The sequence below is a fragment of the Methanobrevibacter sp. genome (assembly GCF_017410345.1).
GTDB lineage: Archaea > Methanobacteriota > Methanobacteria > Methanobacteriales > Methanobacteriaceae > Methanobrevibacter.
The window spans coordinates 79122-101598 of record NZ_JAFQQZ010000021.1 but is presented as its reverse complement, the minus strand read 5'-3'; the positions used below and the strand labels follow the sequence as shown (position 1 = coordinate 101598).

The window sequence follows — 22477 nt, the reverse complement described above, 5'->3', positions numbered from 1 at the left end:
TTGATAGATTTAATTATTATTTTTTTTTAAATTATGGGTGCATTCCAAAGAAGTCCAAACCGGTTTTTTCATCAAATCCGCACATGATGTTCATGTTATGGATGGCCTGGCCTGATGCTCCTTTAACCAAGTTGTCAATGGCTGAAATGATGACCAATCTGCCGGTTTCATCGATTTCGAAGCAGCCGATTTGAGCATAATTTGATCCCCTTACGCTGCTTAAGCGTGGAATTTCACCATCTTCCAATATTTGAATGAATGGTTCACCTTTATAGGTTTCCTTGTAGATATCCAATACCTCTTCACTTGTCACATCTGCTCCATCAACTAGGAAACAGTGGTTGGTGGTAAGTATTCCTCTGATTACAGGCACTAAATGAGGTGTAAAGGAAACCTTGACATCTGAAAATGCACCTAATTCCTGTTGAATCTCCGGCATATGCCTATGTTGGGTTACCTTATATGGGTTCACATTGTCCCCAATGTTTGGATAATGGGTTGAAGTGGTTGGGTTTACTCCAGCACCGCTTACTCCAGTCTTGGAATCGAAAATCATTCTGTCTGCAAGCTTTGCCTTTGACAATGGGTATCCTGAAAGAATTGCTCCTGTTACAAAGCATCCTGGGTTTGCAAGCAAGGTTGCATCCTTGATTTCCTCTCTGTGGATTTCAGGAAGTCCGAAAACTCCTTTCAAGTCAGAGGTATGTTCAATTCCATACCATTTCTCATAAACGTCAATGTCATTGAATCTGTAGTCCCCACTTAAGTCAATGACTTTAGCTCCGGTTTCAAGCAAATCCGGAACGATTTTCATTGAGGCTCCATGTGGAGTTGCTGTAAAGATAATGTCTGCATCCAATTCGCTTGGCTTCTTGTTTCTGAATACCAAATCGGTTCCTCTGATATGTGGATGGACCTTGTGGACTGGAGTTCCTTCAAACTGTCTTGAGGTAATGTCCACTATTTCAACTTCCGGGTGAGCTGAAAGTAATCTGATCAGTTCTCCTCCAGTATATCCGCTTCCACCTACAATTGCTACACTTACCATTTTTCACACCTTTCAATCTTATTTTTAAACAATTTCATAATATAATGTATATTTCTCAATTCCATTTTTTTTTAAAATTTAATCGTCATTAATCACATTGGTACAATCCAAATTCTTCTCTTCCAATTCGGAATGCTTTATTCTATTGATTATCTTGCAAGTACTGTCAAGCTCTCCTACCCTGTACTCCTTAACCCTTTTAGCCACTGCCTTGATTCCTCTTTTGTCCAATTGTTCCTGAAGCTTTGCAATGTCATGGTTTTGGTCTGAGCCAATGGCTATAATGTCCGGTTGGATCTCTTCAACAATCTTGAACATATCCCCATCATATCCAAGATAAGCCTCATCAACAGGCTTTAAGTATTTGATCATTTCCAATCTCTGGTTTTCATCAATAACAGGAATTCTTTTTTTCTTCTTAACTGTTGAATCTTTGGCTATCACCACAACAAGAACTGCATCTTCTCCGCCCAATTCCTTTGCTTTCTCAAGATACAATCCATGTCCCGGATGCAATAAGTCAAATGCTCCTGTTGCCATTACTTTCATATTATTTTCTCCATTTTTAGAAATTAATAATTATAATTAAATTTAATAAGTATTTTTTTATTCTTTTGTTCTTTCATTCTTTTAATAAATGATTTATTTAATGTCTTGGTATTTCAATGCATCAACAAGATTGATTTTATCCTTGTATAATGCTGAACCGATTACGACTCCCTTTGCGCCAGTTGCCTGGAGCTGCTTCAAGTCGTCCAAGCTGGTTACTCCTCCTGAGTAAACCACTGGAATGTCTACGGAATTGACAAGGTCAATAACAGGGTCCACATAGAATCCTCCAAGGAGTCCTTCCACATCAACATTTGTAAACAGGATGCTTCCTGCACCAAGATCCTGGAATTCCTTGCTTATTTCAGTTGCAGACTTGTCTATCTTTTCCTTCCAACCCTTTATGACAACCTTATTGTCCTTGCTGTCAAGGGAGATCATCACTCTTTCAGAGCCATATTCATCAGATAGTTTACTTATGGTTTCCGGATTCTTGATTCCCATGGTTCCGATAATCAGTCTGTCAATATCCAAGTTCAAGAGCTCTTCTGCATATTCCATGCTTCTTATGCCTCCCCCAAGTTGAATGGGAACTGAGACTTCATCAAGCACTTTCCTAATGGTTTCAATGTTTGTTGTGCTTTCAAGTGCGCCGTCCAAGTCGATTACATGGACAACTTCCGCACCTAAATCTTCCCATTTCTTAGCTACTTTCTCTGGGTTTTCGATAATTACCAGCTCGGTTCCAGGTTCTCCTTGCACCAGCTGCACGCATTTTCCATTCTTAATGTCTACAGCAGGCATGATCAGCATTTTGTTCTCTTGAAATGACATATTTATTCCTTTCAAAATCTTTTATAGGTTTTCAATTAAAATTTTCTAAAGATAAAAAATTTTAAACAATTATAATATTATAATATATCTCTTTTTATATTATTAATTATTTCTTATTTTTAAATTTTTTAGCCAGTATTTTTTTATTTAAAAAAAATATTTTCAGTTAATTATTTTTTATAATCAACCAATTCTCCAATTCTATTCAATACGGAATCAACTGATTTTTGGCTGTAATTCAATTCAATTCCATCAAATTGGCATGCTTGGACGCAATGGCCACAGCCAAGACATTTGTCTTGATCTATAGTGATTTTGCCATTTTCGATACTGATTGCATTTGCAATGCACACATCATCACCTAAACATTTTTTACACATTCTGCAATTTTCGTTTTGGGTATTTACTTTAACATCTTCAAGTCTTTTTATCTTATTGCTGATGTCATCGTCCAAATCCGGAATGATTTTCCATAAACAGCAGCAAGGGCAGCAATGGCAAATTGTCAGCAGTTCCTCTTTTGGCCCCACATTCATGAATACGCTATCTATTTTATTTCTTCCAATCAGATGGCTTAATCCTAGCTTGTCTGCTGTATCAACATGTTCTAAAGCTTCTTCAACACTTGCTGTTTTTCCATATTTTGAAGCTATTTTTTTAGTTGCAGGCCCTAAGAAGATACATCCAAAGTCATGAGGGTAATCTTGGCAACCTGCAGAGCTTCTGCAAAGACATTTGTTCATGATGAAAATGTTTTTGGCTTCCTTTATCGCTTCCTTTATGATTTCGCTTGGTACAAATTCAGAGTCATCTTTCTGGAAGCTTTGGTTGATTTCAATGTTTGCAGTGATTCTAGCTCTTTTAGTCTTATTAACTGCGCTCTTATTCGGAAGGACAAACATTTCATTATCTTCAAAAAGGAGTTTATCCGCTATTTTCTTAATTATTCTTGACTTTCTGGTTAACCGTGAAAGGAAAAATCTTGTTTGGAATGTGTATTTGGCTAATGATTTGGTGAAATTATCATTAGCTTCTTTTTCTATTCTGTCCTTCATGCTTTGTCTCTTATAATTTTTTTAAAAATCCTATTAAATTTTTGTTTTATTAATACTTAAAATATTTGATTTTTCTAAAGATTTCCCAAATTTTCGTCGATTTCAATGGATTTTGGCAAAACATTTATATATGATGTAAAATAATTATTACATATGTAATGTATTTTTTACAAAAGTAAATAATTTTTAACAAAAGTAAAAAATTAATTACATATTACTTATTTCCTCCTTTGATTATTTTGTGCACATAATATTCAAAAATAAGTTTTCTAAATTTTTTTTAAAAAAGATTTTAGGAAATCAACTAAGAATTGAAAATTATTATAATTATTATTTTATTATCAAAGGTGATATCGTGACTGATTATATTATTGAAACTACTAACTTATCCAAAAGGTATTCAAAAAACCTGGTTGTGGATTCAATAGATATGCATGTTGAAAAGGGAAAGATTTATGGTCTTTTAGGAAAGAATGGGGCTGGAAAAACCACTACAATGTGCATGCTATTGAATCTAGTATATCCTAGTGGAGGTGAAATACTTCTTTTTGGAAAAGACCCTCAGAAATATTCGAAGGAAGTCTATTCAAACATAGGTTCAATCATTGAAACCCCAGGATTCTATGAGAATCTGACTGCCTATGAGAACTTGAAAGTCATTGCCAAGCTTAGGGGAAACTATAATCCTCTAAATGTTAAGATGGTTCTTGAGATGGTCAATCTGGACCATGAGACAGACAAGAAGTTCAAGGATTATTCATTGGGAATGAAGCAGCGATTGGGAATAGCCGCTGCAATCATGCATAATCCTGAGCTCTTGATTCTGGATGAGCCAATCAATGGCCTTGATCCATTTGGAATCAAGGAAATCAGGGATTTGCTTAAGAAATTGTCCTGTGAATATGGAGTGACCATCCTGATTTCAAGCCATATCCTAAGTGAGATAGAAAACATTGCGGATGTGATAGGATTTATGGATGAAGGTGTGATGATTGAAGAGCTCACAAGGGATGAATTGCATAGAAGATTAAAGAAATATGTTGAATTCGAGGTTTCAGACATTGATTTGGCAATTGAGCTTCTGAAGAAAACAGGGTTCGAGGAAAATAGGGATTACTGTTTCAGAAGGAATTTAGGTGAATATATTGATGATTTGGATTCCAATAATGATAGTGATAAAAACACCATTGGGGGAACCATTCATTTACTCTCAAATTTGAATTTAAGAGAGGATTTCAATGCATTGTTTGTTCGTTCCGGAATCAATGTCAGAAAGGTGAATCTGTGTGAAGAGAACTTGGAGGAATTCTTTACTAGAATCATCTCCAATACATAAGATGATTCAATAAATTTTTATTTTTATAGGTGATTAAATGCTTACTTTTATCGAAATGGAATTTCTAAAGCTTAAGAGGTCAAAGATATTCTTATTGAGCATTCTTATGGCAGCATTGCCTGCACTTCTAATGTATATAGCAACCTTTGCCTTTGATGAGGTTCAGGCCTTTGAATCATTGTTCACCAATGTGAACATGTACATGTCAGTATTGTTTGCAGTCTTGCTCTTTGCAATAATCATGGCTTACCTTTTCGGCAGGGAATATAATGAGCATACATTGAAATCCATGTTGACCGTGCCGATATCAAGAGGAAAATTCCTGATGTCCAAATATGCAATGTTCCTGATTTGGATCATCATCCTGACTGCTGTAACAAGCGTATCTACAGCAATTTTTGGTTTTGCAGCCGGGTTGACAGGATTCACATTGAAGCTCTTTGTAGATAGCTTTTCACAATTGTTGTTTGCAAATCTTTTATTGTTCTTGACATTTTCACCATTTGTATTCATTTCATTATTCGTTACAAATATGGTTCCTGCAATGGTGGGTGGTGCAAGCCTAACCTTGGTGAACCTGTTGGTTTACGGCCAAAGCTGGGCTCCTTATGTTCCTTGGGTATGTCCTTATCTTATTGCTTCTGGTGAGATAGCTGAGTATAGTGTAAATATTTTGACTCCTTATGCTTTAATATTCGTTACTTTCCTAATAGGACTAATAATTTCTTATGTTTACTTTACTAAAAAGGATGTTCCTCTTTAAGTTTTATTTGTTTAACAATAAACCTCTATTTAATTTATTTGCTAAAAAGGATGTTTCTAATAAAAATTAAACTCAACCTCTTCAAAACATCTTTTTTAGTATCTCTTTTTATTTATCTTTCCATTTTTTTTAGAATTTTTTATAGTATTACTTTTGACTTAATTTAACTCAATTAAGTAATAAATAATTTTAAATATCATTTGAAACTTTATAATAAATAGTAATCAAAATTAGCAAAAAAGTATTACTCAAACTTATTTTTTCATAAAAAAAGTAATAACTTATCTTGATGTGATAAAATGAAAGTCAATATTAAGGAGTTAAATAAGGATTCAAATGATCTAATGGAAGTTAGGGAATTCTTATTTAAAATGATCAAAAAGGAGTTTGGATACGATTATGTACCTGAATGGCATCAAGATGTTATGAATCTGGATGAGTATTATATCAATCCTGAAAGGAATGCCTTTTTTGTTGCTTACAGCGAAGATGGTGAAATCATAGGTACAATCGGCATAAGGGCCTATGACAAGAATTTCGAACAGTTCAAGCATTTGTACTCAAATGAGACCACATCAAGCATCTGGAGACTTTTTGTTGATAGAAGATACAGACGCTGTGGCTTGGCTTCCAAGATGTTCAGTGTAGCTGAAAACTTTGCAAAGGATAGCGGTTACAGGGACATTTACTTGCATACCCATAAGAACTTGGATGGAGCCTTAAGGTTCTGGACCAAAATGGGTTTCGTTGTTACTTTAGATCAAGGTGACGAGCTTGAGACTGTCCATATGGAAAAATACATTAAGAAATTAGAGATTTCACCACAGGCAAGCATCTTAACCTATACATTGAAAATTTAAAAATAGCATTTTTTAAAAAAAGTTTTCTATGATAATATATTTGTTAGTATAATAATATTGTACTAAAATAATAATTATTCTCTTTTTATATACTTTTGAGTGAATGGGCAGGCATAAATACATTTTCCGCATACTGTATCCGCTTTTCCCAGGTTTTCCTCAGAGACTACCAAAGCGTACCTTTCACACTTCTTGTCATCGTAGAACTCGTTTCTTTTAAGTTTGTAATTCCAGTTTATGCCGCTTATTGCTCCACCGGGACATGCATCCCTGCAGATCATGCACTTGCCGCATTTGGATTTGAGAACCGGCTCTCCAATTTCCAAAGGAGCATTTGTTATAACTGATGACAATCTTAAGGCAGATCCATATTTTAATGTAGTAAAAAGTGCAGACTTTCCAATCCATCCGAGCCCTGCACGGGTAGCTATTGTCTTATGAGGCAATTCAAAGGAGTTATATGGTCCAAAATCACCACCCAGTCTCTTTTTTGTTTGGGCATATGCATCATATCCCTTATCAATCAAATACTCTTCACAAAGCATCCCAAGTGCATCCAATCGAGTATTTAAGTCTATCAACTCGTAGAGATACTCTTTGGTCGGTGCATTTTCCATATTTCTGATAATTTCCTTGGGGTAGCTGATGTAAAATACGACACCTGAATTCAATCCTTCTCTTGGTGTAAAATTCGTTATGTCTGCAAAGCCTACCTCTGTTGCACCATGTTCTTTTAAATGTTTTTTCAATTCAATTGATAGGGGCATGGTCGAATATTTAGACTTGATTATATATAAATTTAATTTAAGTATTATTTTTAGTTGAAACTAAATTTTATTACTTTGTAAATTATTATTCTAAAAAATTGAATAAAATATAAAAAATTAATTTTAAAATGCTATTTTTGCATATTTTTATTTGAAAATTTTTTAAATACTTATATAATTCAAGTTTAATTGAAAAGTAATAAATATCTTTTTATATTTATTACTACATAAATAAGTTTAGTATTAAAATAATTAAAATAAGTATTACTTATAGGTCATTTTTCTACAAAAAAGTAATACTCTTACAATATTAGGTTATTTTAATAAAAATTTATACATGGTGAATAAATTATGGATCAAAAAACTAAGAGGATTATAGGTGCTGTAGCAGCTATTCTTGTTATTGGTCTTGCTGCATTTGCTTTCATGGGAGGATCAACTGACAGCGATCCTACTCATTTGACTGTAGCGACTCACAGTAACATGAAAGAACCAGAAGCTGGTTTCAACCCACTTACTGGTTGGGGCTGTGGACACATGAACTATAACCCACTTGTACAAAGCTGTTTATTCAAAACAGATAAAAACGGAGACATAGTTCCTGATCTCGCAACTGATTATTCAATCAGTGCTGACGGTTTAACTTGGACTGTAAATGTTAGAGATGATGTTAAATTCTCAGACAACTCTACTTTTGACGCAAAGGATGTAGCATTTACATTCAACACTGCAAAAGAAACTGAAACTGACTTGGATTTAACCAATCTTGAAAAGGTAACCGCTAAAAACGACACTTGTGTTGAATTCAAATTAGTGGAACCAAGATCAACCTTTATCTATGACTTAAGATACGTAGGTATCGTACCTGAAGAGTATGACAATGAAACCTACGGTGAAAACCCAATCGGTACTGGACCATATGTATTGGACCACTGGGATAAAGGTCAACAAGCAATCTTCACCTTAAATGACAATTGGTATGGAGACACCCCTTACTTCACTCAAATCAACATGTTGTTCCCTGATGAAGCTACCTGGTTAGAGCTTGCTAAATCCGGTCAAGTTGATGTAGCTCCAGTTGCAACTTCTGCATTGAACGAAACTGTAGACGGTTACAACTTCGTTGAAAAATCTGCAGGTAGAGCACAAGGTATTTCCTTGCCATACATTGCAGATGAAGGCAAGACCAGTCCTGCTGGCGCAAAGATCGGTAACAATGTAACTGCTGACAAAGCAATCAGAGAAGCATTGAACGTCGGTGTAAACCGTCAAAAAATCTGTGATGAAGTATTCTCCGGTCACGCTAGCCCAGAATATACCAGTGTAGATACAAGAACCTTTGCAAACCCTAATGCAAAAGTAAAAGATGGTGATGTTGCTAAAGCTAAACAAATCCTTAAGGAAGGTGGATGGGAAGACACTGATGGTGATGGAATTGTTGAAAAAGATGGTGTAAAAGCATCCTTTGACTTATACTACCCACCTGATTACCTTGACAGACAATCCTTAGCAACCGTATTTGCAGAACAAGCTAAAGATTTAGGTATTGAAGTAAACCTCCAAGGTGCTGACTGGGATACCATCTACTTGAACATGTATTCCTCTGCTGCAGTAATGCAACAAACCTCACCTGACCCATATAAATCCATCTACCAACAATTCCACAGTAAAGAGGTAGATGACTTCTACATGAACCCTAACTTATACAGCAATGCTGCTTCTGATAGTTTAATGGAACAAGCAATGCATTCCAATGACTTCAACGCAGCTGACAAGTTATGGGCTGAATCCGCTCTTGTAAACGGCGGAGGTTGGGGTCCTGCTGGAGACGCTCCATGGGTATGGCTTGTTAACTACAACTACAACTACTTCGTAAAAGAAGATATTGATATGGGTGAACAACCTGACGGTTTAGGAAATGACTTCTTAATTAATGTTGTTGAATGGACTAGAACCAATTCAACTGCATAATTTTTTCATTTCCTTTTTTATTTTTTTTATAAATTTTTTCTTTTAAATCCTAATTAAGAATATATCAATATCAGTTTATTTCCTATTGATTCCAAAATTGGATTTTGAGAATGATTGTTCCTTTTTAGACTTTAAAAGAATATTTGTATTTTAAAAAAATTAAGGGGGTTTATTTTAAATGAATAAACAAAAGGTAGCAAAATATTTTGGCTGGAAATTGGTACGTTTCATCGTATTGATGGTTGCTGTTGCAATATTCAGTTTTGTATTATTAGATTTATCCCCTATTGACCCAGTTAATGCTTATTTACATGGTGCTGCAGTATCAGAAGCTCAAAGACAAATCTTACAGCAGTACTTCGGTACAAATGTTCCATTGCCTGAAAAGATCTTCCATTGGCTTATGGATTTGATTCAAGGAGATTTGGGAATGTCCTTGATATATCGTAGGCCGGTTATGGATGTTATCATTGATAAGTTCATGGCTTCTCTTGCTTTAATGACAATATCATGGATATTAAGTGGTGTCATTGGTTTCGCATTAGGAGTCGTAGCTGGTAAGAACAAAGGTTCCTGGATTGACAAGGCAGTGAAGGTTTACTGTTATGCAATTCAATCCGCACCATCCTTTTGGGTAGGTATGCTCATACTGATGGTATTTTCCGTTTACCTTGGATGGTTCCCAATAGGATTCGGTGTTCCTATTGGTGTAAGAAGTACTGATGCGACATTCATAGAGTGGGCAACCAGGCTTGTCCTTCCTACATTGACATTAAGTCTTGTTGGGCTTGCGCCGATTGCAATGTACACACGTAATGAACTGACCCAAGTATTGTCCTCTGATTATGTATTGTTTGCAAAATCCAGAGGGGAAAAAGGTTGGAATTTAGTAAAAGATCATGGTTTAAGGAATATAATGTTACCTGCAATCACACTCCAATTCCTTTCATTCAGCGAATTGTTCGGTGGAGCAGTAATGGTGGAACAGGTATTCTCATATCCTGGAATCGGACAGACTGCAGTTGCAGCCGGTCTTCAAAATGATGTTCCGCTATTTTTAGGAATTGTGGTAATCAGTGCAATATTTGTATTTGTCGGTAACTTGCTTGCGGATATTTCCTATTACTTCATAGATCCAAGAATTAAGGAGAATGAGTTCAATGATTAAGAAAAGAGCTAATGATAAGGAGCAATGGTTCATATACCGTGCAAATCTTAGAACAAAAACCCTTGTAATCATTGCACTTGCAGTTTTGATTATCCTAAGCATTTTCATATGCGGATATTTCATAAGGGATATCCCTACTAATTTTGCTTCAGCTAATCAAATGCCTTCATTGGAACATCTTTTCGGAACCGATTGGATGGGAAGGGACATGTTCCAAAGAACAGTTGCCGGTCTTGGATTAAGTATAATGGTAGGTTTCATTGCATCAGTAATCAGTACAATAATCTCCATTACTTTAGGATTGTTCTCAAGCTTCAACAAGTTTGCTGATGAATGTGTTGCAGGAATAATAGACCTATTCGGTTCAATTCCACATATTCTTTTGATTATCCTTGTTTCAATAATGTTCGGAGGAGGAGTGTTCGGTGTAATCATGGGTGTAGGTTTGACTCATTGGACACCGCTTGCAAGAGTTCTCAGATCCGAAGTTAAGGAAATCAGAACCAAGGAATACATTGCTCTCGCAGAAAATCTCGGAAGAACAAAGGTTTGGATAGCGATTAAACACATTTTCCCATTGATCATTTCCCAGATAATTGTAGGTGTAATCCTAATGTTCCCTCATGCAATCATGCACGAAGCTGCAATCACATTCTTAGGATTCGGATTGCCACCTCATGAACCTGCAATTGGAGTTATATTGGCGGAATCCATGCACTACTTATCCTCTGGATACTGGTGGCTTGCATTCTATCCTGGTGTATCACTATTGTTAGTGGTACTGCTCTTTGACTTGATTGGAGAAAATGTTGAAAAACTGCTCAATCCTGAAACTGCGCAAGAATAAGAGAAATTTTAATAATTTCTCTTTTTCAATTTTTTTAGGGGAAATAGGACTATAAATCGTAATATGATAATTGAAATCATATTTAGGAGATTAAATGAATATAGAAATTAGAGAAATCGAAAACGATGACTCTCAAATAAAGTCTGTTCAGGATTTCTTATATGAACAGATAAAAATCGAATATGGTATTGGGCCTATGCCTGAATTTCACTATGATATTGAGGGATTGAAAGAGTATTATGTCTTGCCGGAAAGGAATGGCTTCTTTGCAGCATATGATGGAGAAAGGATAGTTGCAACAGCTGGAATTAGGGCATATGACAAGGATTATGAGTTTTTCAAAGGCCAGTACACAGAAGACAACACTGCAAGCATATGGAGAATAATGGTTGACAAGGACTATAGGAGAATGGGACTTGCACGCAGTCTTGTTGAAAACTTGGAAGAGTTTGCAAAAAAGGCAGGATACGATCAGATTTATCTTAATACTCACAGATATCTGGAGGCAGCTTTGCCATTTTGGAGCTCTTTAGGTTATGTGGTAACCATAGAAGAAGATGACTATGATGAAACGAATCACATGATAAAGATTATTTAATTTAAAAAGGGTTAATTGAAATTTTAATGAGGATTATCTATTATTGGAAAGGTTAATTGAAATTTAATGATGATATCTTAATTACAAGAAGTGTTAATTGAAATTTAAACAATATAGGTGGTTTAATGGACAAATTATTGGATGTTGAAAATGTTTCAATTTCATTTATACAATACACAAAAGGGTTGAATCAGAGGGATTTGAAGGTAATCACTGATTTGACCTTGGATATTGCTGAAGGTGAGATTTTGGCGGTATTGGGTTCAAGCGGTTCTGGAAAGAGTCTGCTTGCACATGCAATATTCGGAATCTTGCCTGAAAATGCAAGACTTAATGGAAAGATCAAATTCAAAGGCAAGGAATTGTCACAAGAGGACAAGGAGGAAATCAGAGGTAAAGGCATAGTTCTTGTGCCTCAGTCCGTTAACTTCCTTGATCCTTTAATGAAAATATCAGACATTGCAATTGGACATTGCGATAGCGAGGAAGAGAAAAAGGCAAAGAAAGTCAAGCAAAGGGAAATCTTTGAACATTATAATTTAGGTCCTGAAGTGGATGATATGTATCCATTCCAATTATCCGGTGGAATGGCAAGAAGGGTTCTTGTTTCTACCGCACTGCTTGCCGATCCTGACCTTGTAGTGGCAGACGAACCTACTCCTGGTCTTGATGAGAAGACTGTTGAAGAGACATTGAATCACTTCAAGCATATGAAGGAAGATGGAATTGGTGTTCTTTTAATCACTCACGATATTCATGCTGCATTGGAAGTTGCAGACAGAATAGGAATTTTCTACTCAGGATATGTGATTGAAATCGCACTTAAGGAAGACTTCTCAGGAGATGGTGAAAACCTCTTGCACCCATATACTAAATCATTATACAAGGCATTGCCTGCAAATGGATTTGAAGTCATTGAAGGATATCAGCCATTGCATGGTGAAATCATTGAAGGATGTCCATATTATGACAGATGTGACATGAGATTTGAAAGATGCAAGAAGGAAAGGCCTGAATTGGTTGATATTGGCTTGAAGAAGATCAGATGCTTCAAATATTATGATGATGCTGAGGAGCTTGTTGAAGAGCCGGTGACTGAGGAAATTGCTGAAGAAGTTGTTGAGGAGCCTGTAGTTGAAGAGGTTTCTGAAGAGCTTGTTGAGGAGCCTGTAGTTGAAGAAGTTTCTGAAGAGCCAATAGTTGAAGAGTCTGTTGTTGAAGAAGAGGCTACTGAGATTATTGAGGAAGGTGAATAAAATGGAGCTTATAGCAAAGAACATTTCCTTTAAATATCCATCAGCTAAAAAGTACTTATTGAAAGATGTAAACCTTGAATTGGATAACAATAAGATCATTGGATTGATAGGAGACAGTGGTAGCGGTAAATCCACATTATGTAAAATCCTATCAGGTTATGTCACCAAATATCAAGGTGAAGTATTGTTTGAGGGCCAACCACTTCCTAAAAAAGGATTCAAGCCGGTTCAATTGATTTATCAACACCCTGAAAAGGTAATGAATCCTAAATGGAAAATGAGTCAGGTTTTAGCTGAATCATGGGATGTTAAAGATGAAGATTTGGCCCAATTCGGTATTCAAAAATCTTGGCTTACAAGATTCCCACAGGAATTGTCAGGTGGTGAGCTTCAAAGGTTTTCAGTGCTCAGATCCCTTAATCCAAACACAAAGTTCCTGATTGCCGATGAAATGACCACAATGCTTGATGCAATCACACAGGCGCAAATCTTGGATACTGTCTTAAAAATAGTAAAGGATAGAAAAATGGGATTCCTGTTGGTAAGTCACGATATGGATTTGGTAGACACAATCTGTGATGATAAGATATACTTAAAGGACATCAATGCTGCTATGAAGTAGCATTTTATTCTTATTAATTTTTTATTTGAAGATTATTAAACCACCCATCTTCCAAACTTTTAGAAAAAGTTTGATCAAAACTTTTTCTATTTTTTTTAACTTTTTTATTTTAAGTTTTTATTTCAAATAACTTTTTTTTAAATTTTCAATTAAAAATAGCAAAATTATTAATTTCATGCAATTACATGAAATTAAATAATCAGTTAAATTCCTTTTTTAGTAGTTTTCCTTGAAATTCTTAATCAATCTTGCAAATATGGAAATCTCTGATGGCGGTTTTTCGATTTCCTCTTTCTTAAACCATTTTGCCTTAAGAATTTCATTCTCATCCACCTTGATCTCACCGGATTTGTATTTGCATATGCAACCGATCATCAAGGAATTTGGGAATGGCCAGGATTGGCTTCCAAAGTATTCAATGTCCTCAACTTCAATGCCTACCTCTTCCTTAACCTCTCTTTTCACCGCTTCCTCTATGCTTTCTCCAGCTTCCAGGAAACCAGCTATTAGAGTGTATCTGATGAATTCGTGGTAGGAATGCTTAGCCATCAATACCTTGTTTGTCGGCTTTCCTTCAGCATCAAGGTCATCATAATCCTTTTTGATGATTGTAGTGATTATTGCCGGGCAAATCCTTGTAAAACTAGTGAATCCACATTCAGGACATACTTTAGCATTTTCCACATCTGAAGTGACTGTTTTTGCACCGCATCTTCCGCAATACTGATGGTTGTTTTCCCAATCTATTATCTGAATGGCCCTTCCGGCAATCAAATAGCTTTCCTCATCTATGTCAAAGACAAAATACAAGTCAAGGAATTCATGATTTTCATTGGATTCGATATATTTTTCACAGTCAAAATCTTCAACTAATTCAACTGCAAAGCAGTCCTTTGAATAGAATTCTCCAATATGGAGACAGTTTTTAATATCATCATCTTTCAATCCAATATCCTTCAAGTCCTTAATAATTGGAACTTGATTATCGATAAGCAAGAGCTTCCTTTCCTTAAAGATGAAATAATATTTCTCCTCAGTATTCTTGATTTCAGAGTCCAATATATAATTATCATAAATGCTTATATATCCTTCATCATGTAGTGTTTTCATAATTAATTATTTGTCATTTTAGTTTATATTCTTAATTGAAAATTATGATTTTTTCTTAAAAAACGAGTAATTATTTTTATTTTTTTTAATTAAATAGCTAAATATTTAAATTGTTAAAATAAAAATTATATTAAAAATTGAAAATATGAATAAAAAATTATATTTTTTAAAAATTTAAATTCTAATTTTATTATTTTGTGATTATTATGAAACGAACTGCACTTAAAATTGCTTACATTGGCACTCATTTCCATGGATTCCAAAGACAGCCTGATGTGAGAACCGTTGAAGAGGAACTGATCTATCATCTTAGGAAATTAGGATATATAGATGACTTGAAGGCTTCAAGGTTTAGAATAGCAGGGAGAACTGATGCGGGAGTTCACAGTTTGGGAAATGTGATCAGTTTCCAAAGCGAGAAGGAAGTTCGTGTCAACCAAATCAACAACAGCTTGCCTGATGACATTCAGATAATCGCTTGGGCACCGGTCAGATTCGGTTTCAAGCCAAGATATGCCAAAATGCGCTGGTATAGATACATACTGTTTGAAGAGGACTTGGACATTGATCTTTTAAGGCAGACTGCTGAAGTATTCAAGGGAACTCATAATTTCACTAATTTTACCAAAAGAAAGCAGAAAACAACTGAAAGAACAATTGAGGACATAGTAATCACACAGCCAGTTATAGATGAAGCCGATAAGAATAAGAACAATGATTTTGCTCATCTAAACAAAACCTACAGCCCTATTTTTATAGATATTTATGGTGAAAGCTTCCTATGGAATATGGTTAGAAAGATGATGAGAGTATTCCTGGATGTAAATTATGGAAAAATGACTCTTGATGATGTAAAAAGACTTCTTGACCCTGAAGAAGGCGAACCAAGAGCATACATTAAGGTTGTTGAGCCGGAAAACCTTATCTTAATGGACATAGAGTATGATGGAATCAGGTTCAGATATGATGATTATGCATGTGAGAGATTTAGAAGATATTTGGTTGACAATCTCTTTGACTTGCAAAAGACCTATTCAGTTACAGAATCCATGTTGAATTGTTTGGATGATTTAAAATAAGCGAAATTAATAAATTTTTAAGAGTTATTAAAAAAAGAATTGCTTTTAAAAAATAAAAAAGGAATCTTATTAATTAAAATCATATGTCACTTAACTAATAAGATATTAATAAATTAAACGCTACCTATCATTGAAAAGTCTAGGTATCCCATTAAAGCTAAAATGACTTCAATAATAACTACAACAATACCAACAATAATCATATATTTTCCATGTTTTTGGTAGAATGGGTCGTCTTTTTTTAAGAAATATAATGCTGCCCCTATAATTATACCTACTATTGGGTAGAATACTGCAAGAAGGTATCCAATTCCTACAAAAAATTTTTCAGTGAATGTTTTATCCATTTTCTCTCCTCCAAAATCTTTTAAGAATAATATGCATTATTCTTATTAATATTAGGTTTTTTATAAACTGATATATTAATTTTTATATATTTTATAAATTTTTCCCCTTTTTTTATCCCTTTATTCAATTTTAATCAATTATTAAAAGTTTATATACTAGTTTGAATATAATCACTTTGAAGAATTTCTAAATTCTTATAATCTATGGAGGGAAAATATGTTAAAACCTATTATTTGTGCAATCTTGTCTTTAATTATTCCAGGTTTAGGTCAAGCTGTTGCTGGAGATTTAAAGAAAGGTATCATATTCTTTGTAGCTGCAGTAATAGTTGGAATTTTAGCGGCAATTGTATTTAGACAATGGCTTGTTCACTTAATTAATGTATTGATTGCTCTTTATGCTGCATATGATGCTTATCTTATGGCAAGTGAATATATATAATATTTCTATTTTTTAATTTTTTATCTAATTTTTCCTATTTTTTTCTTATTTTTTTTAACAAGCTATTTATATAAGTTTAAATAAACTCATTTTGAAGAATTTATTTTTAAATTCTTTATTGATTATGGAGGAAAAAGCATGGAAACAAAAGCAATCATTGCATTAGTTATTTCATTTATTTTCACCGGATTAGGTATTGCATACTTAGGCGATCTTAAAAAAGGTGTAGGTTTATTTGCAATTGGTGTTATTTGTGGCCTTTTAGGTGTGTATGTAAGTGGCATATTTACTTACATTGGAATAATCGTATGGATTGCAGCTTTATACTTAACCTATAAAGAAACACAAACAATCGCATAAGGCAATTATATTAGAAAAAATTAATTAAATCAATTTTTTTCTTTTTCTTTTATTTTCTATCTACTTTTTTTAATATTTTTTTCATTCCAAATAATCATGATTCTCTCTCATTTTATCTAAAATAAGTTTCATGGACTTCTTCTCAGACTCATTTCCCACTTTTTGGCAAACCCTATTCAGCTCTTTCATATGGGTCCAGATAATGTCCTGCTTATCCTTGTATTTGTGGTCGAATCTGCAATAGTAGACAAGACTTTCAATGACTGCATTCATGGAACGGCTTAAAGGAACTATCTCATCGTATTCCCTTGTATAAATGTCCTCAACTTCACAGGTAACCACATGTCCGATTCCATCATTGTAATCATTTTCTCTTTTTTTCTCAATTCTCTTAATTACATGTGCCTTGAAGAATCCTAAAGAGCCTTTAATCAAAGGAAATCCGTTGAATTCATCAAAATATGCATCATCCAGTTCTCCAATGGTGGAATATGTGAATATTAGAGGATTCTTTGTAATGTTTACAATAAGTTCTCCATTTTCCAAAATATTCTGGTGTGTATGCACGCAATTGTCCAAATGAATCACTATATGGTTTGAATCCTTGCAGATCACTCCAATAGGTGCGGCATTTTTAATTGATTCATTGCTTTGGGTGGTGACAATGGTTTCATACAATTGTCCCTTAAACATGTTCAATGACTCTAAACTTTTTGCCTTTTCATAGTGCCTGTCGTTTATTATTAATTCGTTTTTCATAATTGTCCTCAATTAGTATTTTAAACATTTTGATTTATTAGACTTTTTATTTTGTTTTTATTTTATCTGTTATCCTATGTTTATTAAACTATATATTATTTGAAAAACATAACTTTATATAATATAAATTAAAATAAAATTTATCAAATTTCAACGGATATAATAATTCGATTTTAATTCAACTAATATAAGGATGTTTAAAAATGAAAATAGCTATTGTACTTGGAACAAGGCCGGAAATAATCAAGATGGCTTCTGTCATGGATGAGATAGAAAAGAGAGGCCATGAACTCTTATTGATTCACACTGGCCAGCATTATGATAAGGAAATGTCTGAGAATTTCTTCATTGACTTGAAATTGCCTACTCCAAACTATAACATTCATGTGGGATCAGGTTCCCATGGAAAGCAAACAGGCAAGATGATGGAAGGTATTGAAGAGGTTCTATTGGATGAGAAACCGGACATTCTGCTTGTTCAAGGAGATACCAATGCGGTGCTTGCAGGTGCCCTTGTTGCAAGCAAATTGCACATTCCAGTAGGTCATGTTGAGGCAGGTCTTCGCTCATTTGATGAGACCATGCCTGAGGAAATCAACAGGCTTGCTGCAGACATCTGCTCCAAATTATACTTTGTTCCAACTGAAGAGTCAGCCATCAACCTTGCAATGGAAGGAATCTCAAGAAAAAGGATATTCATCACTGGAAACACTGTAGTGGATGCATGTTTCAGAAACCTTGAGATATCCAAAAACAGAGAAAAGAGTGAATATGATCAAGGACTGGCTGATTTGGATATTGACAATATGGAAAATATCCTTACCTTGACAATGCACAGAGCGGAAACAGTTGATGATAAAGATAGATTGACCAATATCATTGAAGCATTGGAGGAATTGAATGATATGAACATAATCTTCCCAATACATCCAAGAACCAAAAAGACAATGGAGAACTTCGATTTATTTGATAGATTAAACAACCTTGAACATGTTCATATAATAAAGCCGGTGGGCTATCTTGATTTCTTGCTTCTCATTTCAAAATCCACAATCATCCTAACGGATTCCGGAGGATTGCAGGAAGAAGCGATCACACTTGATGTGCCGGCACTTACCTTAAGGTACAATACTGAAAGGCCTGAAACAGTGACTGCAGGTGGAAACATTCTTGTAGGGTCTGACAAGGAAGTCATTCTGGAGAATGCAAGAAGGATACTGGATGATGAGGACTTTGCAAAAAGGATGAAATCTGCCAAAAACCCATATGGGATGGGAAATGCGGCAGAATTGATGATTAGAATAATAGAGGAATCAGATAAGAATGACACTCTTAAGATGGAAGCTCCTGATGAGGTGATGGCAAGCTTCACCCGTCATATGAAAGCTATTGATGATGACATTACAGTAAATGAGTTTGAAGAGGAAAACGATTCATTGGTTAAGATAGCATTTGAAGGGGAAGAGATCAGATTCCCTTATGATGACTTGAATTTGAATGGACTTACAGTTATTTATGAGGATTACAGTAATTAATTAGATTAGAATTATTTTTTTATTATTAGGCGATTAAAATGGTTGATTTGAAAGACGTTAATGATGATTCAATATTGGTATTCGAATACTTTACAGCAGCAGGTGTGGAAGACCTGTCAATAGTCTCAGAAGCTGTAGAGCTTATAAGGTCTCTTGTAAGCGACTTAAAGGATGAAGACATTTATGTGCTTCTTGCAAAGCAGTTTGAAAACATATTTGACGATTTTGACTTTGATGTAAAGACAGTGGTCATTGAAGAGACCCTCGAAGATTGGTTGGAAAAAGAGGCATATGTCTTTGATAGGGCCATGTTCATTGCAGCTGAAGGTGACATGAACCTATATAATCTGACCAAATTGCTTGAATCAAAAGACGTAAAGGTTTATGGCAGTGACCATTTTGCAGTTAAGCTCGCTTCTGACAAATATGAAACCTTTGACTATCTGGCTAACAGAATACCTCAACCGATGACATACAATATTCTCCTCAATAAGAAAACCTATTGGAAAAGGGCCATTCAAATCTTCTTTGATACAATCAATGGAGATTACGGTGATGGCAATGATGATGGTGCAGTTCCAATAATGCAAAAGCCTAAGGACATTCCTGTCTTGGACAATTCCGATAGGGATGTGGTCAAGGAGAATAAGCTAATTGCAAAGCCACGCTTTGGTGTGGATTGTGACAACATTAAGATAATCGCATCTAAAAGGGATATTGACGATTTAGAGGAGATTTATGAGGAAGGTTCCAGATTCATCGTTCAGCCATACATTGAAGGGGACGTTTGCAGTGTCTGCCTAATCAGTGATGGCAAAGAGGCAATCCCAATCAGCCTGAATAAGCAGATCGTTGAAATAGATGAAAACGGCGGAGAATATCTTGGAGGATATGTTCCTTATGAACATCCGCTAAAGGACAAGGTCTTTGAGTATGCTAAAAAAGCATGTGAATATGTACCAGGACTAAAAGGTTTTGTGGGAATTGACTTTATAATTGAAGATGGTTACATTTATCTTTTGGAAATAAACTCAAGATTCACCACTTCATATGTTGGGCTTCAAAAGATCATCAATATCAATATAGCAAAGACAATCATTGATTTGATTGATAAAAGGATAAGTGTTGAGGATATTGGTGAGATAACTTACAGTTCAAAAGCAAGCTTTTGTAAGAATGACAATGGAATCTTGGAAATCAAGATAGAAGATAATTAGATTATATGAATGTTAAATCTTTGAAATCAAGATAGAAGATAATTAATTTTTATTAAATGAATCTAGAAATGAAATAGAAGAATAATCAGACTTGGTGATAATGTGAAGGTAGCAGGTTTTGATATTGGTGGTGCAAACACCGATTTGGCAATTGTTGAGTATGAAAATGGTGAGATAAAGGATATTCAAACAGTATTCGAATACTTGCCTATGTGGTCTCAAAATGAAAGATTGGGAAATGTCCTATATGATTTGATTGAAAAGATATGTCCTGTTGAGGAAATAGATGCTGTGGGAATTTCCATGACTGCAGAATTGGTGGATGCATTTGAGACAAAGGCTCAAGGAGTATTGGATATAGCCACCACCTGTGAGAAGCTTTTTGACTGCCCTGTTGCTTACATTGGTGTTGACAAGGTATTGTCACTTGCTGAACTTATGGCAAATCCTATTGAAGTTGCTGCGGCAAACTGGATAGCCACTTCACAGATTGTTGCTGAAATAGAGAGGGATTGCATTTTTGTGGATACTGGAAGCACAACCACTGACATCATTCCAATCAAGGATGGGCATGAATGTGCAAAGGGAAGAACCGACTTCGAAAGATCCGCTACTGGAGAGCTTGTATACACAGGAACCTTAAGGACCAATCTTACAAGCTTCATTGATTCCATCCCATTCAAGGGGGAAAACTATAGGGTCGCTTCCGAACTCTTTGCAATCACTGCCGATGTCTACAATGTCCTTGATTTGATCAAGGATGAGGATTATGTCTGCGCTACCTGTGATGGAGCAGGAAAGTCCAAGGAAGAGTCTGCAAGAAGAATTTCAAGAGTTGTATGTGCAGATTTGGACATTTTATCTATGGAAGACATCAAGGAAATTGCTGATTATATTCACAAGGAACAAGTGAAGCAGATTGCTGCAGGGCTTAAGGAAGTCTCAGATAGGGAAGGATTGGACAAGGTGATTGTAACCGGTCTTGGAAAGGACATCCTATGTGCAGAGGCAGCTAAGCTCTTAGGTCTTGATGTGAAGTCCATGGGTGACTTCTATAGTGATGATGAATGTACTGTGGCTCCAGCTATTGGTACAGCCATTATGATGAAGAATTACTTGGATTAATTTCTTAAATTTACTATTTGCGAGAGTAGTTAGATATTTTTGTGATACTATGGGAAAGAAGACTAAGATAATCATTGTCAGTTTGATAATTATCATTGCGGCCATTTTAGGATTTTTCATTTTAACCGAAGGAAGCTCTGAAATTATTGGTGAGAATGATTTGGGTTATGTGACAAAGGTAAATTATACTCACTCAAACAATACAACTGTAAAGATTGCAGTTGTTTCAGGTATGCATTCAAGGGAATCCCTTCATAAGCTTATTCTTCCTTTGGCATGCAGGTTCTTTGCATTCACCCATAGTGATGCGGAGATAATAAATTATCAGGTTAAGGTAACCGATTCTCCTGAAAAATTCGAGCAAGGAAGAAAGAATGGTGAATCTCTGGTTCATGATTATGTTGTTAGCGATGTAGCCAAATCAGATCCCGATTTGGTCATCATTGGCCATGACCACGAGCCAGGATATGGAGAAGGATATTATATAGCAACTCCAACCATGGATAATGCATCTGTAGACTTAGCGGAGGTAGTTACAGATGATATTGGCTTTAATTTTTATAAGAGAAATAAGACAAGACCAAGCAAAAGCACATCAATCAAGAAAGTGGACACTCCTTTAGTTGAAACCGGAACTCTTGTCTTCGTTTATGAAATTCCGGAAACAGATACAAAAACCTTGGCATTCATAGAATCCTATAGATTATTGGATGCTTCCTATAATCATTTGAAAAATTAGTTTTTTTTTTAAATTGATTTTTTTAATACTTATGTTTATTAACAATTAAGGATATATCTTAAATTGAAAATGAATTAAATTTTTTTTCAA

Annotated in this window: 23 protein-coding genes and 1 pseudogene; 16 read left to right on the top strand and 8 right to left on the bottom strand. The window is 35.0% G+C overall.

The window, feature by feature from the left end; translation table 11 throughout:
* Positions 1–31: 31 nt before the first annotated feature.
* The 4 genes from argC to IJE13_RS02710 all read right to left on the bottom strand — a co-directional run bounded on the left by argC (position 32) and on the right by IJE13_RS02710 (position 3486).
* On the bottom strand, positions 32–1048 hold the full coding sequence (gene argC, locus IJE13_RS02725; protein ID WP_292776753.1) for an N-acetyl-gamma-glutamyl-phosphate reductase: 1017 nt from the start codon (positions 1046–1048) through the stop codon (positions 32–34).
* A 78-nt stretch (positions 1049–1126) separates the two neighbouring features.
* Positions 1127–1597, bottom strand: coding sequence for an FAD synthase (locus IJE13_RS02720; protein ID WP_292776751.1), 471 nt, complete (start codon positions 1595–1597; stop codon positions 1127–1129).
* A 93-nt stretch (positions 1598–1690) separates the two neighbouring features.
* Positions 1691–2431, bottom strand: a complete 741-nt coding sequence (hisA, locus tag IJE13_RS02715; RefSeq protein ID WP_292776749.1) for a 1-(5-phosphoribosyl)-5-[(5-phosphoribosylamino)methylideneamino]imidazole-4-carboxamide isomerase — start codon at positions 2429–2431, stop codon at positions 1691–1693.
* Positions 2432–2601: 170 nt separating this feature from the next.
* Positions 2602–3486: a 4Fe-4S binding protein gene (locus IJE13_RS02710; protein ID WP_292776747.1), complete on the bottom strand. Its 885-nt coding sequence runs from the start codon at positions 3484–3486 to the stop codon at positions 2602–2604.
* A gap of 355 nt (positions 3487–3841) precedes the next feature.
* On the opposite strand from IJE13_RS02710, the gene IJE13_RS02705 reads away from it, so the two are divergent.
* The 3 genes from IJE13_RS02705 (at position 3842) to IJE13_RS02695 (ending at position 6445) form a co-directional block, all read left to right on the top strand.
* The gene (locus tag IJE13_RS02705; RefSeq protein WP_292776745.1) at positions 3842–4822 is read left to right on the top strand and encodes an ABC transporter ATP-binding protein; all 981 of its coding nucleotides are present in this window, start codon (positions 3842–3844) and stop codon (positions 4820–4822) included.
* Positions 4823–4859: 37 nt separating this feature from the next.
* Complete coding sequence (locus IJE13_RS02700; protein WP_292776743.1) at positions 4860–5585, top strand: ABC transporter permease; 726 nt, start codon at positions 4860–4862, stop codon at positions 5583–5585.
* A 299-nt stretch (positions 5586–5884) separates the two neighbouring features.
* Complete coding sequence (locus tag IJE13_RS02695) at positions 5885–6445, top strand: GNAT family N-acetyltransferase (protein ID WP_292776740.1); 561 nt, start codon at positions 5885–5887, stop codon at positions 6443–6445.
* A gap of 74 nt (positions 6446–6519) precedes the next feature.
* On the opposite strand, the gene IJE13_RS02690 is transcribed toward IJE13_RS02695, so the two are convergent.
* Positions 6520–7212, bottom strand: coding sequence for a 4Fe-4S double cluster binding domain-containing protein (locus tag IJE13_RS02690; RefSeq protein WP_292776738.1), 693 nt, complete (start codon positions 7210–7212; stop codon positions 6520–6522).
* A 351-nt stretch (positions 7213–7563) separates the two neighbouring features.
* On the opposite strand from IJE13_RS02690, the gene IJE13_RS02685 reads away from it, so the two are divergent.
* From IJE13_RS02685 to IJE13_RS02660, 6 genes and pseudogenes are all read left to right on the top strand, one after another.
* Positions 7564–9183: an ABC transporter substrate-binding protein gene (locus tag IJE13_RS02685; RefSeq protein WP_292776737.1), complete on the top strand. Its 1620-nt coding sequence runs from the start codon at positions 7564–7566 to the stop codon at positions 9181–9183.
* A gap of 178 nt (positions 9184–9361) precedes the next feature.
* On the top strand, positions 9362–10351 hold the full coding sequence (locus IJE13_RS02680) for an ABC transporter permease (protein ID WP_292776735.1): 990 nt from the start codon (positions 9362–9364) through the stop codon (positions 10349–10351).
* The gene (locus tag IJE13_RS02675; RefSeq protein WP_292776733.1) at positions 10344–11198 is read left to right on the top strand and encodes an ABC transporter permease; all 855 of its coding nucleotides are present in this window, start codon (positions 10344–10346) and stop codon (positions 11196–11198) included. The genes IJE13_RS02680 and IJE13_RS02675 overlap by 8 nt, the downstream gene beginning before the upstream one ends.
* Before the next feature lie 94 nt (positions 11199–11292).
* On the top strand, positions 11293–11796 hold the full coding sequence (locus tag IJE13_RS02670; RefSeq protein WP_292776731.1) for a GNAT family N-acetyltransferase: 504 nt from the start codon (positions 11293–11295) through the stop codon (positions 11794–11796).
* Between the two features lie 125 nt (positions 11797–11921).
* Positions 11922–12854: pseudogene (locus tag IJE13_RS02665) on the top strand (ABC transporter ATP-binding protein); the annotation flags it as partial.
* Positions 12855–13053: 199 nt separating this feature from the next.
* Positions 13054–13674: an ATP-binding cassette domain-containing protein gene (locus tag IJE13_RS02660; RefSeq protein ID WP_292776727.1), complete on the top strand. Its 621-nt coding sequence runs from the start codon at positions 13054–13056 to the stop codon at positions 13672–13674.
* A 216-nt stretch (positions 13675–13890) separates the two neighbouring features.
* Here the strand turns inward: IJE13_RS02660 and nudC are convergent, their stop codons facing one another.
* Positions 13891–14784 (bottom strand): NAD(+) diphosphatase, encoded by an 894-nt coding sequence (gene nudC / locus IJE13_RS02655; RefSeq protein WP_292776726.1) that lies wholly within the window; start codon positions 14782–14784, stop codon positions 13891–13893.
* A 206-nt stretch (positions 14785–14990) separates the two neighbouring features.
* On the opposite strand from nudC, the gene truA reads away from it, so the two are divergent.
* Positions 14991–15863, top strand: a complete 873-nt coding sequence (truA, locus tag IJE13_RS02650; protein ID WP_292776724.1) for a tRNA pseudouridine(38-40) synthase TruA — start codon at positions 14991–14993, stop codon at positions 15861–15863.
* Between the two features lie 113 nt (positions 15864–15976).
* Here truA and IJE13_RS02645 read toward each other — a convergent pair whose 3' ends face one another.
* Complete coding sequence (locus IJE13_RS02645; RefSeq protein WP_292776723.1) at positions 15977–16210, bottom strand: DUF4870 domain-containing protein; 234 nt, start codon at positions 16208–16210, stop codon at positions 15977–15979.
* Between the two features lie 217 nt (positions 16211–16427).
* Between IJE13_RS02645 and IJE13_RS02640 the strand changes: the two genes are divergently transcribed.
* On the top strand, positions 16428–16652 hold the full coding sequence (locus IJE13_RS02640; protein ID WP_292776721.1) for a hypothetical protein: 225 nt from the start codon (positions 16428–16430) through the stop codon (positions 16650–16652).
* Between the two features lie 138 nt (positions 16653–16790).
* The gene (locus tag IJE13_RS02635) at positions 16791–17012 is read left to right on the top strand and encodes a hypothetical protein (RefSeq protein ID WP_292776720.1); all 222 of its coding nucleotides are present in this window, start codon (positions 16791–16793) and stop codon (positions 17010–17012) included.
* A gap of 81 nt (positions 17013–17093) precedes the next feature.
* On the opposite strand, the gene IJE13_RS02630 is transcribed toward IJE13_RS02635, so the two are convergent.
* On the bottom strand, positions 17094–17771 hold the full coding sequence (locus IJE13_RS02630) for a DUF447 domain-containing protein (RefSeq protein ID WP_292776718.1): 678 nt from the start codon (positions 17769–17771) through the stop codon (positions 17094–17096).
* 203 nt (positions 17772–17974) lie between these two features.
* On the opposite strand from IJE13_RS02630, the gene wecB reads away from it, so the two are divergent.
* The 4 genes from wecB to IJE13_RS02610 all read left to right on the top strand — a co-directional run bounded on the left by wecB (position 17975) and on the right by IJE13_RS02610 (position 22387).
* Positions 17975–19306 (top strand): UDP-N-acetylglucosamine 2-epimerase (non-hydrolyzing), encoded by a 1332-nt coding sequence (gene wecB / locus IJE13_RS02625; RefSeq protein ID WP_292776717.1) that lies wholly within the window; start codon positions 17975–17977, stop codon positions 19304–19306.
* 38 nt (positions 19307–19344) lie between these two features.
* A complete protein-coding gene (locus IJE13_RS02620) occupies positions 19345–20523 on the top strand; it encodes an ATP-grasp domain-containing protein (RefSeq protein WP_292776715.1) in 1179 nt (392 codons plus the stop codon).
* Between the two features lie 102 nt (positions 20524–20625).
* On the top strand, positions 20626–21648 hold the full coding sequence (locus IJE13_RS02615) for a hydantoinase/oxoprolinase family protein (RefSeq protein ID WP_292776712.1): 1023 nt from the start codon (positions 20626–20628) through the stop codon (positions 21646–21648).
* Between the two features lie 49 nt (positions 21649–21697).
* The gene (locus tag IJE13_RS02610) at positions 21698–22387 is read left to right on the top strand and encodes a hypothetical protein (RefSeq protein WP_292776710.1); all 690 of its coding nucleotides are present in this window, start codon (positions 21698–21700) and stop codon (positions 22385–22387) included.
* Positions 22388–22477: the final 90 nt, after the last annotated feature.

Excerpts from the sequence above, each read along its gene's own strand:
- argC (WP_292776753.1), bottom strand. The coding sequence starts at position 1,048 with ATGGTAAGTGTAGCAATTGTAGGTGGAAGCGGATATACTGGAGGAGAA.
- IJE13_RS02720 (WP_292776751.1), bottom strand. The coding sequence starts at position 1,597 with ATGAAAGTAATGGCAACAGGAGCATTTGACTTATTGCATCCGGGACAT.
- hisA (WP_292776749.1), bottom strand. The coding sequence starts at position 2,431 with ATGTCATTTCAAGAGAACAAAATGCTGATCATGCCTGCTGTAGACATT.
- IJE13_RS02710 (WP_292776747.1), bottom strand. The coding sequence starts at position 3,486 with ATGAAGGACAGAATAGAAAAAGAAGCTAATGATAATTTCACCAAATCA.
- IJE13_RS02700 (WP_292776743.1), top strand. The coding sequence starts at position 4,860 with ATGCTTACTTTTATCGAAATGGAATTTCTAAAGCTTAAGAGGTCAAAG.
- IJE13_RS02695 (WP_292776740.1), top strand. The coding sequence starts at position 5,885 with ATGAAAGTCAATATTAAGGAGTTAAATAAGGATTCAAATGATCTAATG.
- IJE13_RS02690 (WP_292776738.1), bottom strand. The coding sequence starts at position 7,212 with ATGCCCCTATCAATTGAATTGAAAAAACATTTAAAAGAACATGGTGCA.
- IJE13_RS02685 (WP_292776737.1), top strand. The coding sequence starts at position 7,564 with ATGGATCAAAAAACTAAGAGGATTATAGGTGCTGTAGCAGCTATTCTT.
- IJE13_RS02680 (WP_292776735.1), top strand. The coding sequence starts at position 9,362 with ATGAATAAACAAAAGGTAGCAAAATATTTTGGCTGGAAATTGGTACGT.
- IJE13_RS02675 (WP_292776733.1), top strand. The coding sequence starts at position 10,344 with ATGATTAAGAAAAGAGCTAATGATAAGGAGCAATGGTTCATATACCGT.
- IJE13_RS02670 (WP_292776731.1), top strand. The coding sequence starts at position 11,293 with ATGAATATAGAAATTAGAGAAATCGAAAACGATGACTCTCAAATAAAG.
- IJE13_RS02660 (WP_292776727.1), top strand. The coding sequence starts at position 13,054 with ATGGAGCTTATAGCAAAGAACATTTCCTTTAAATATCCATCAGCTAAA.
- nudC (WP_292776726.1), bottom strand. The coding sequence starts at position 14,784 with ATGAAAACACTACATGATGAAGGATATATAAGCATTTATGATAATTAT.
- truA (WP_292776724.1), top strand. The coding sequence starts at position 14,991 with ATGAAACGAACTGCACTTAAAATTGCTTACATTGGCACTCATTTCCAT.
- IJE13_RS02645 (WP_292776723.1), bottom strand. The coding sequence starts at position 16,210 with ATGGATAAAACATTCACTGAAAAATTTTTTGTAGGAATTGGATACCTT.
- IJE13_RS02640 (WP_292776721.1), top strand. The coding sequence starts at position 16,428 with ATGTTAAAACCTATTATTTGTGCAATCTTGTCTTTAATTATTCCAGGT.
- IJE13_RS02635 (WP_292776720.1), top strand. The coding sequence starts at position 16,791 with ATGGAAACAAAAGCAATCATTGCATTAGTTATTTCATTTATTTTCACC.
- IJE13_RS02630 (WP_292776718.1), bottom strand. The coding sequence starts at position 17,771 with ATGAAAAACGAATTAATAATAAACGACAGGCACTATGAAAAGGCAAAA.
- wecB (WP_292776717.1), top strand. The coding sequence starts at position 17,975 with ATGAAAATAGCTATTGTACTTGGAACAAGGCCGGAAATAATCAAGATG.
- IJE13_RS02620 (WP_292776715.1), top strand. The coding sequence starts at position 19,345 with ATGGTTGATTTGAAAGACGTTAATGATGATTCAATATTGGTATTCGAA.
- IJE13_RS02610 (WP_292776710.1), top strand. The coding sequence starts at position 21,698 with ATGGGAAAGAAGACTAAGATAATCATTGTCAGTTTGATAATTATCATT.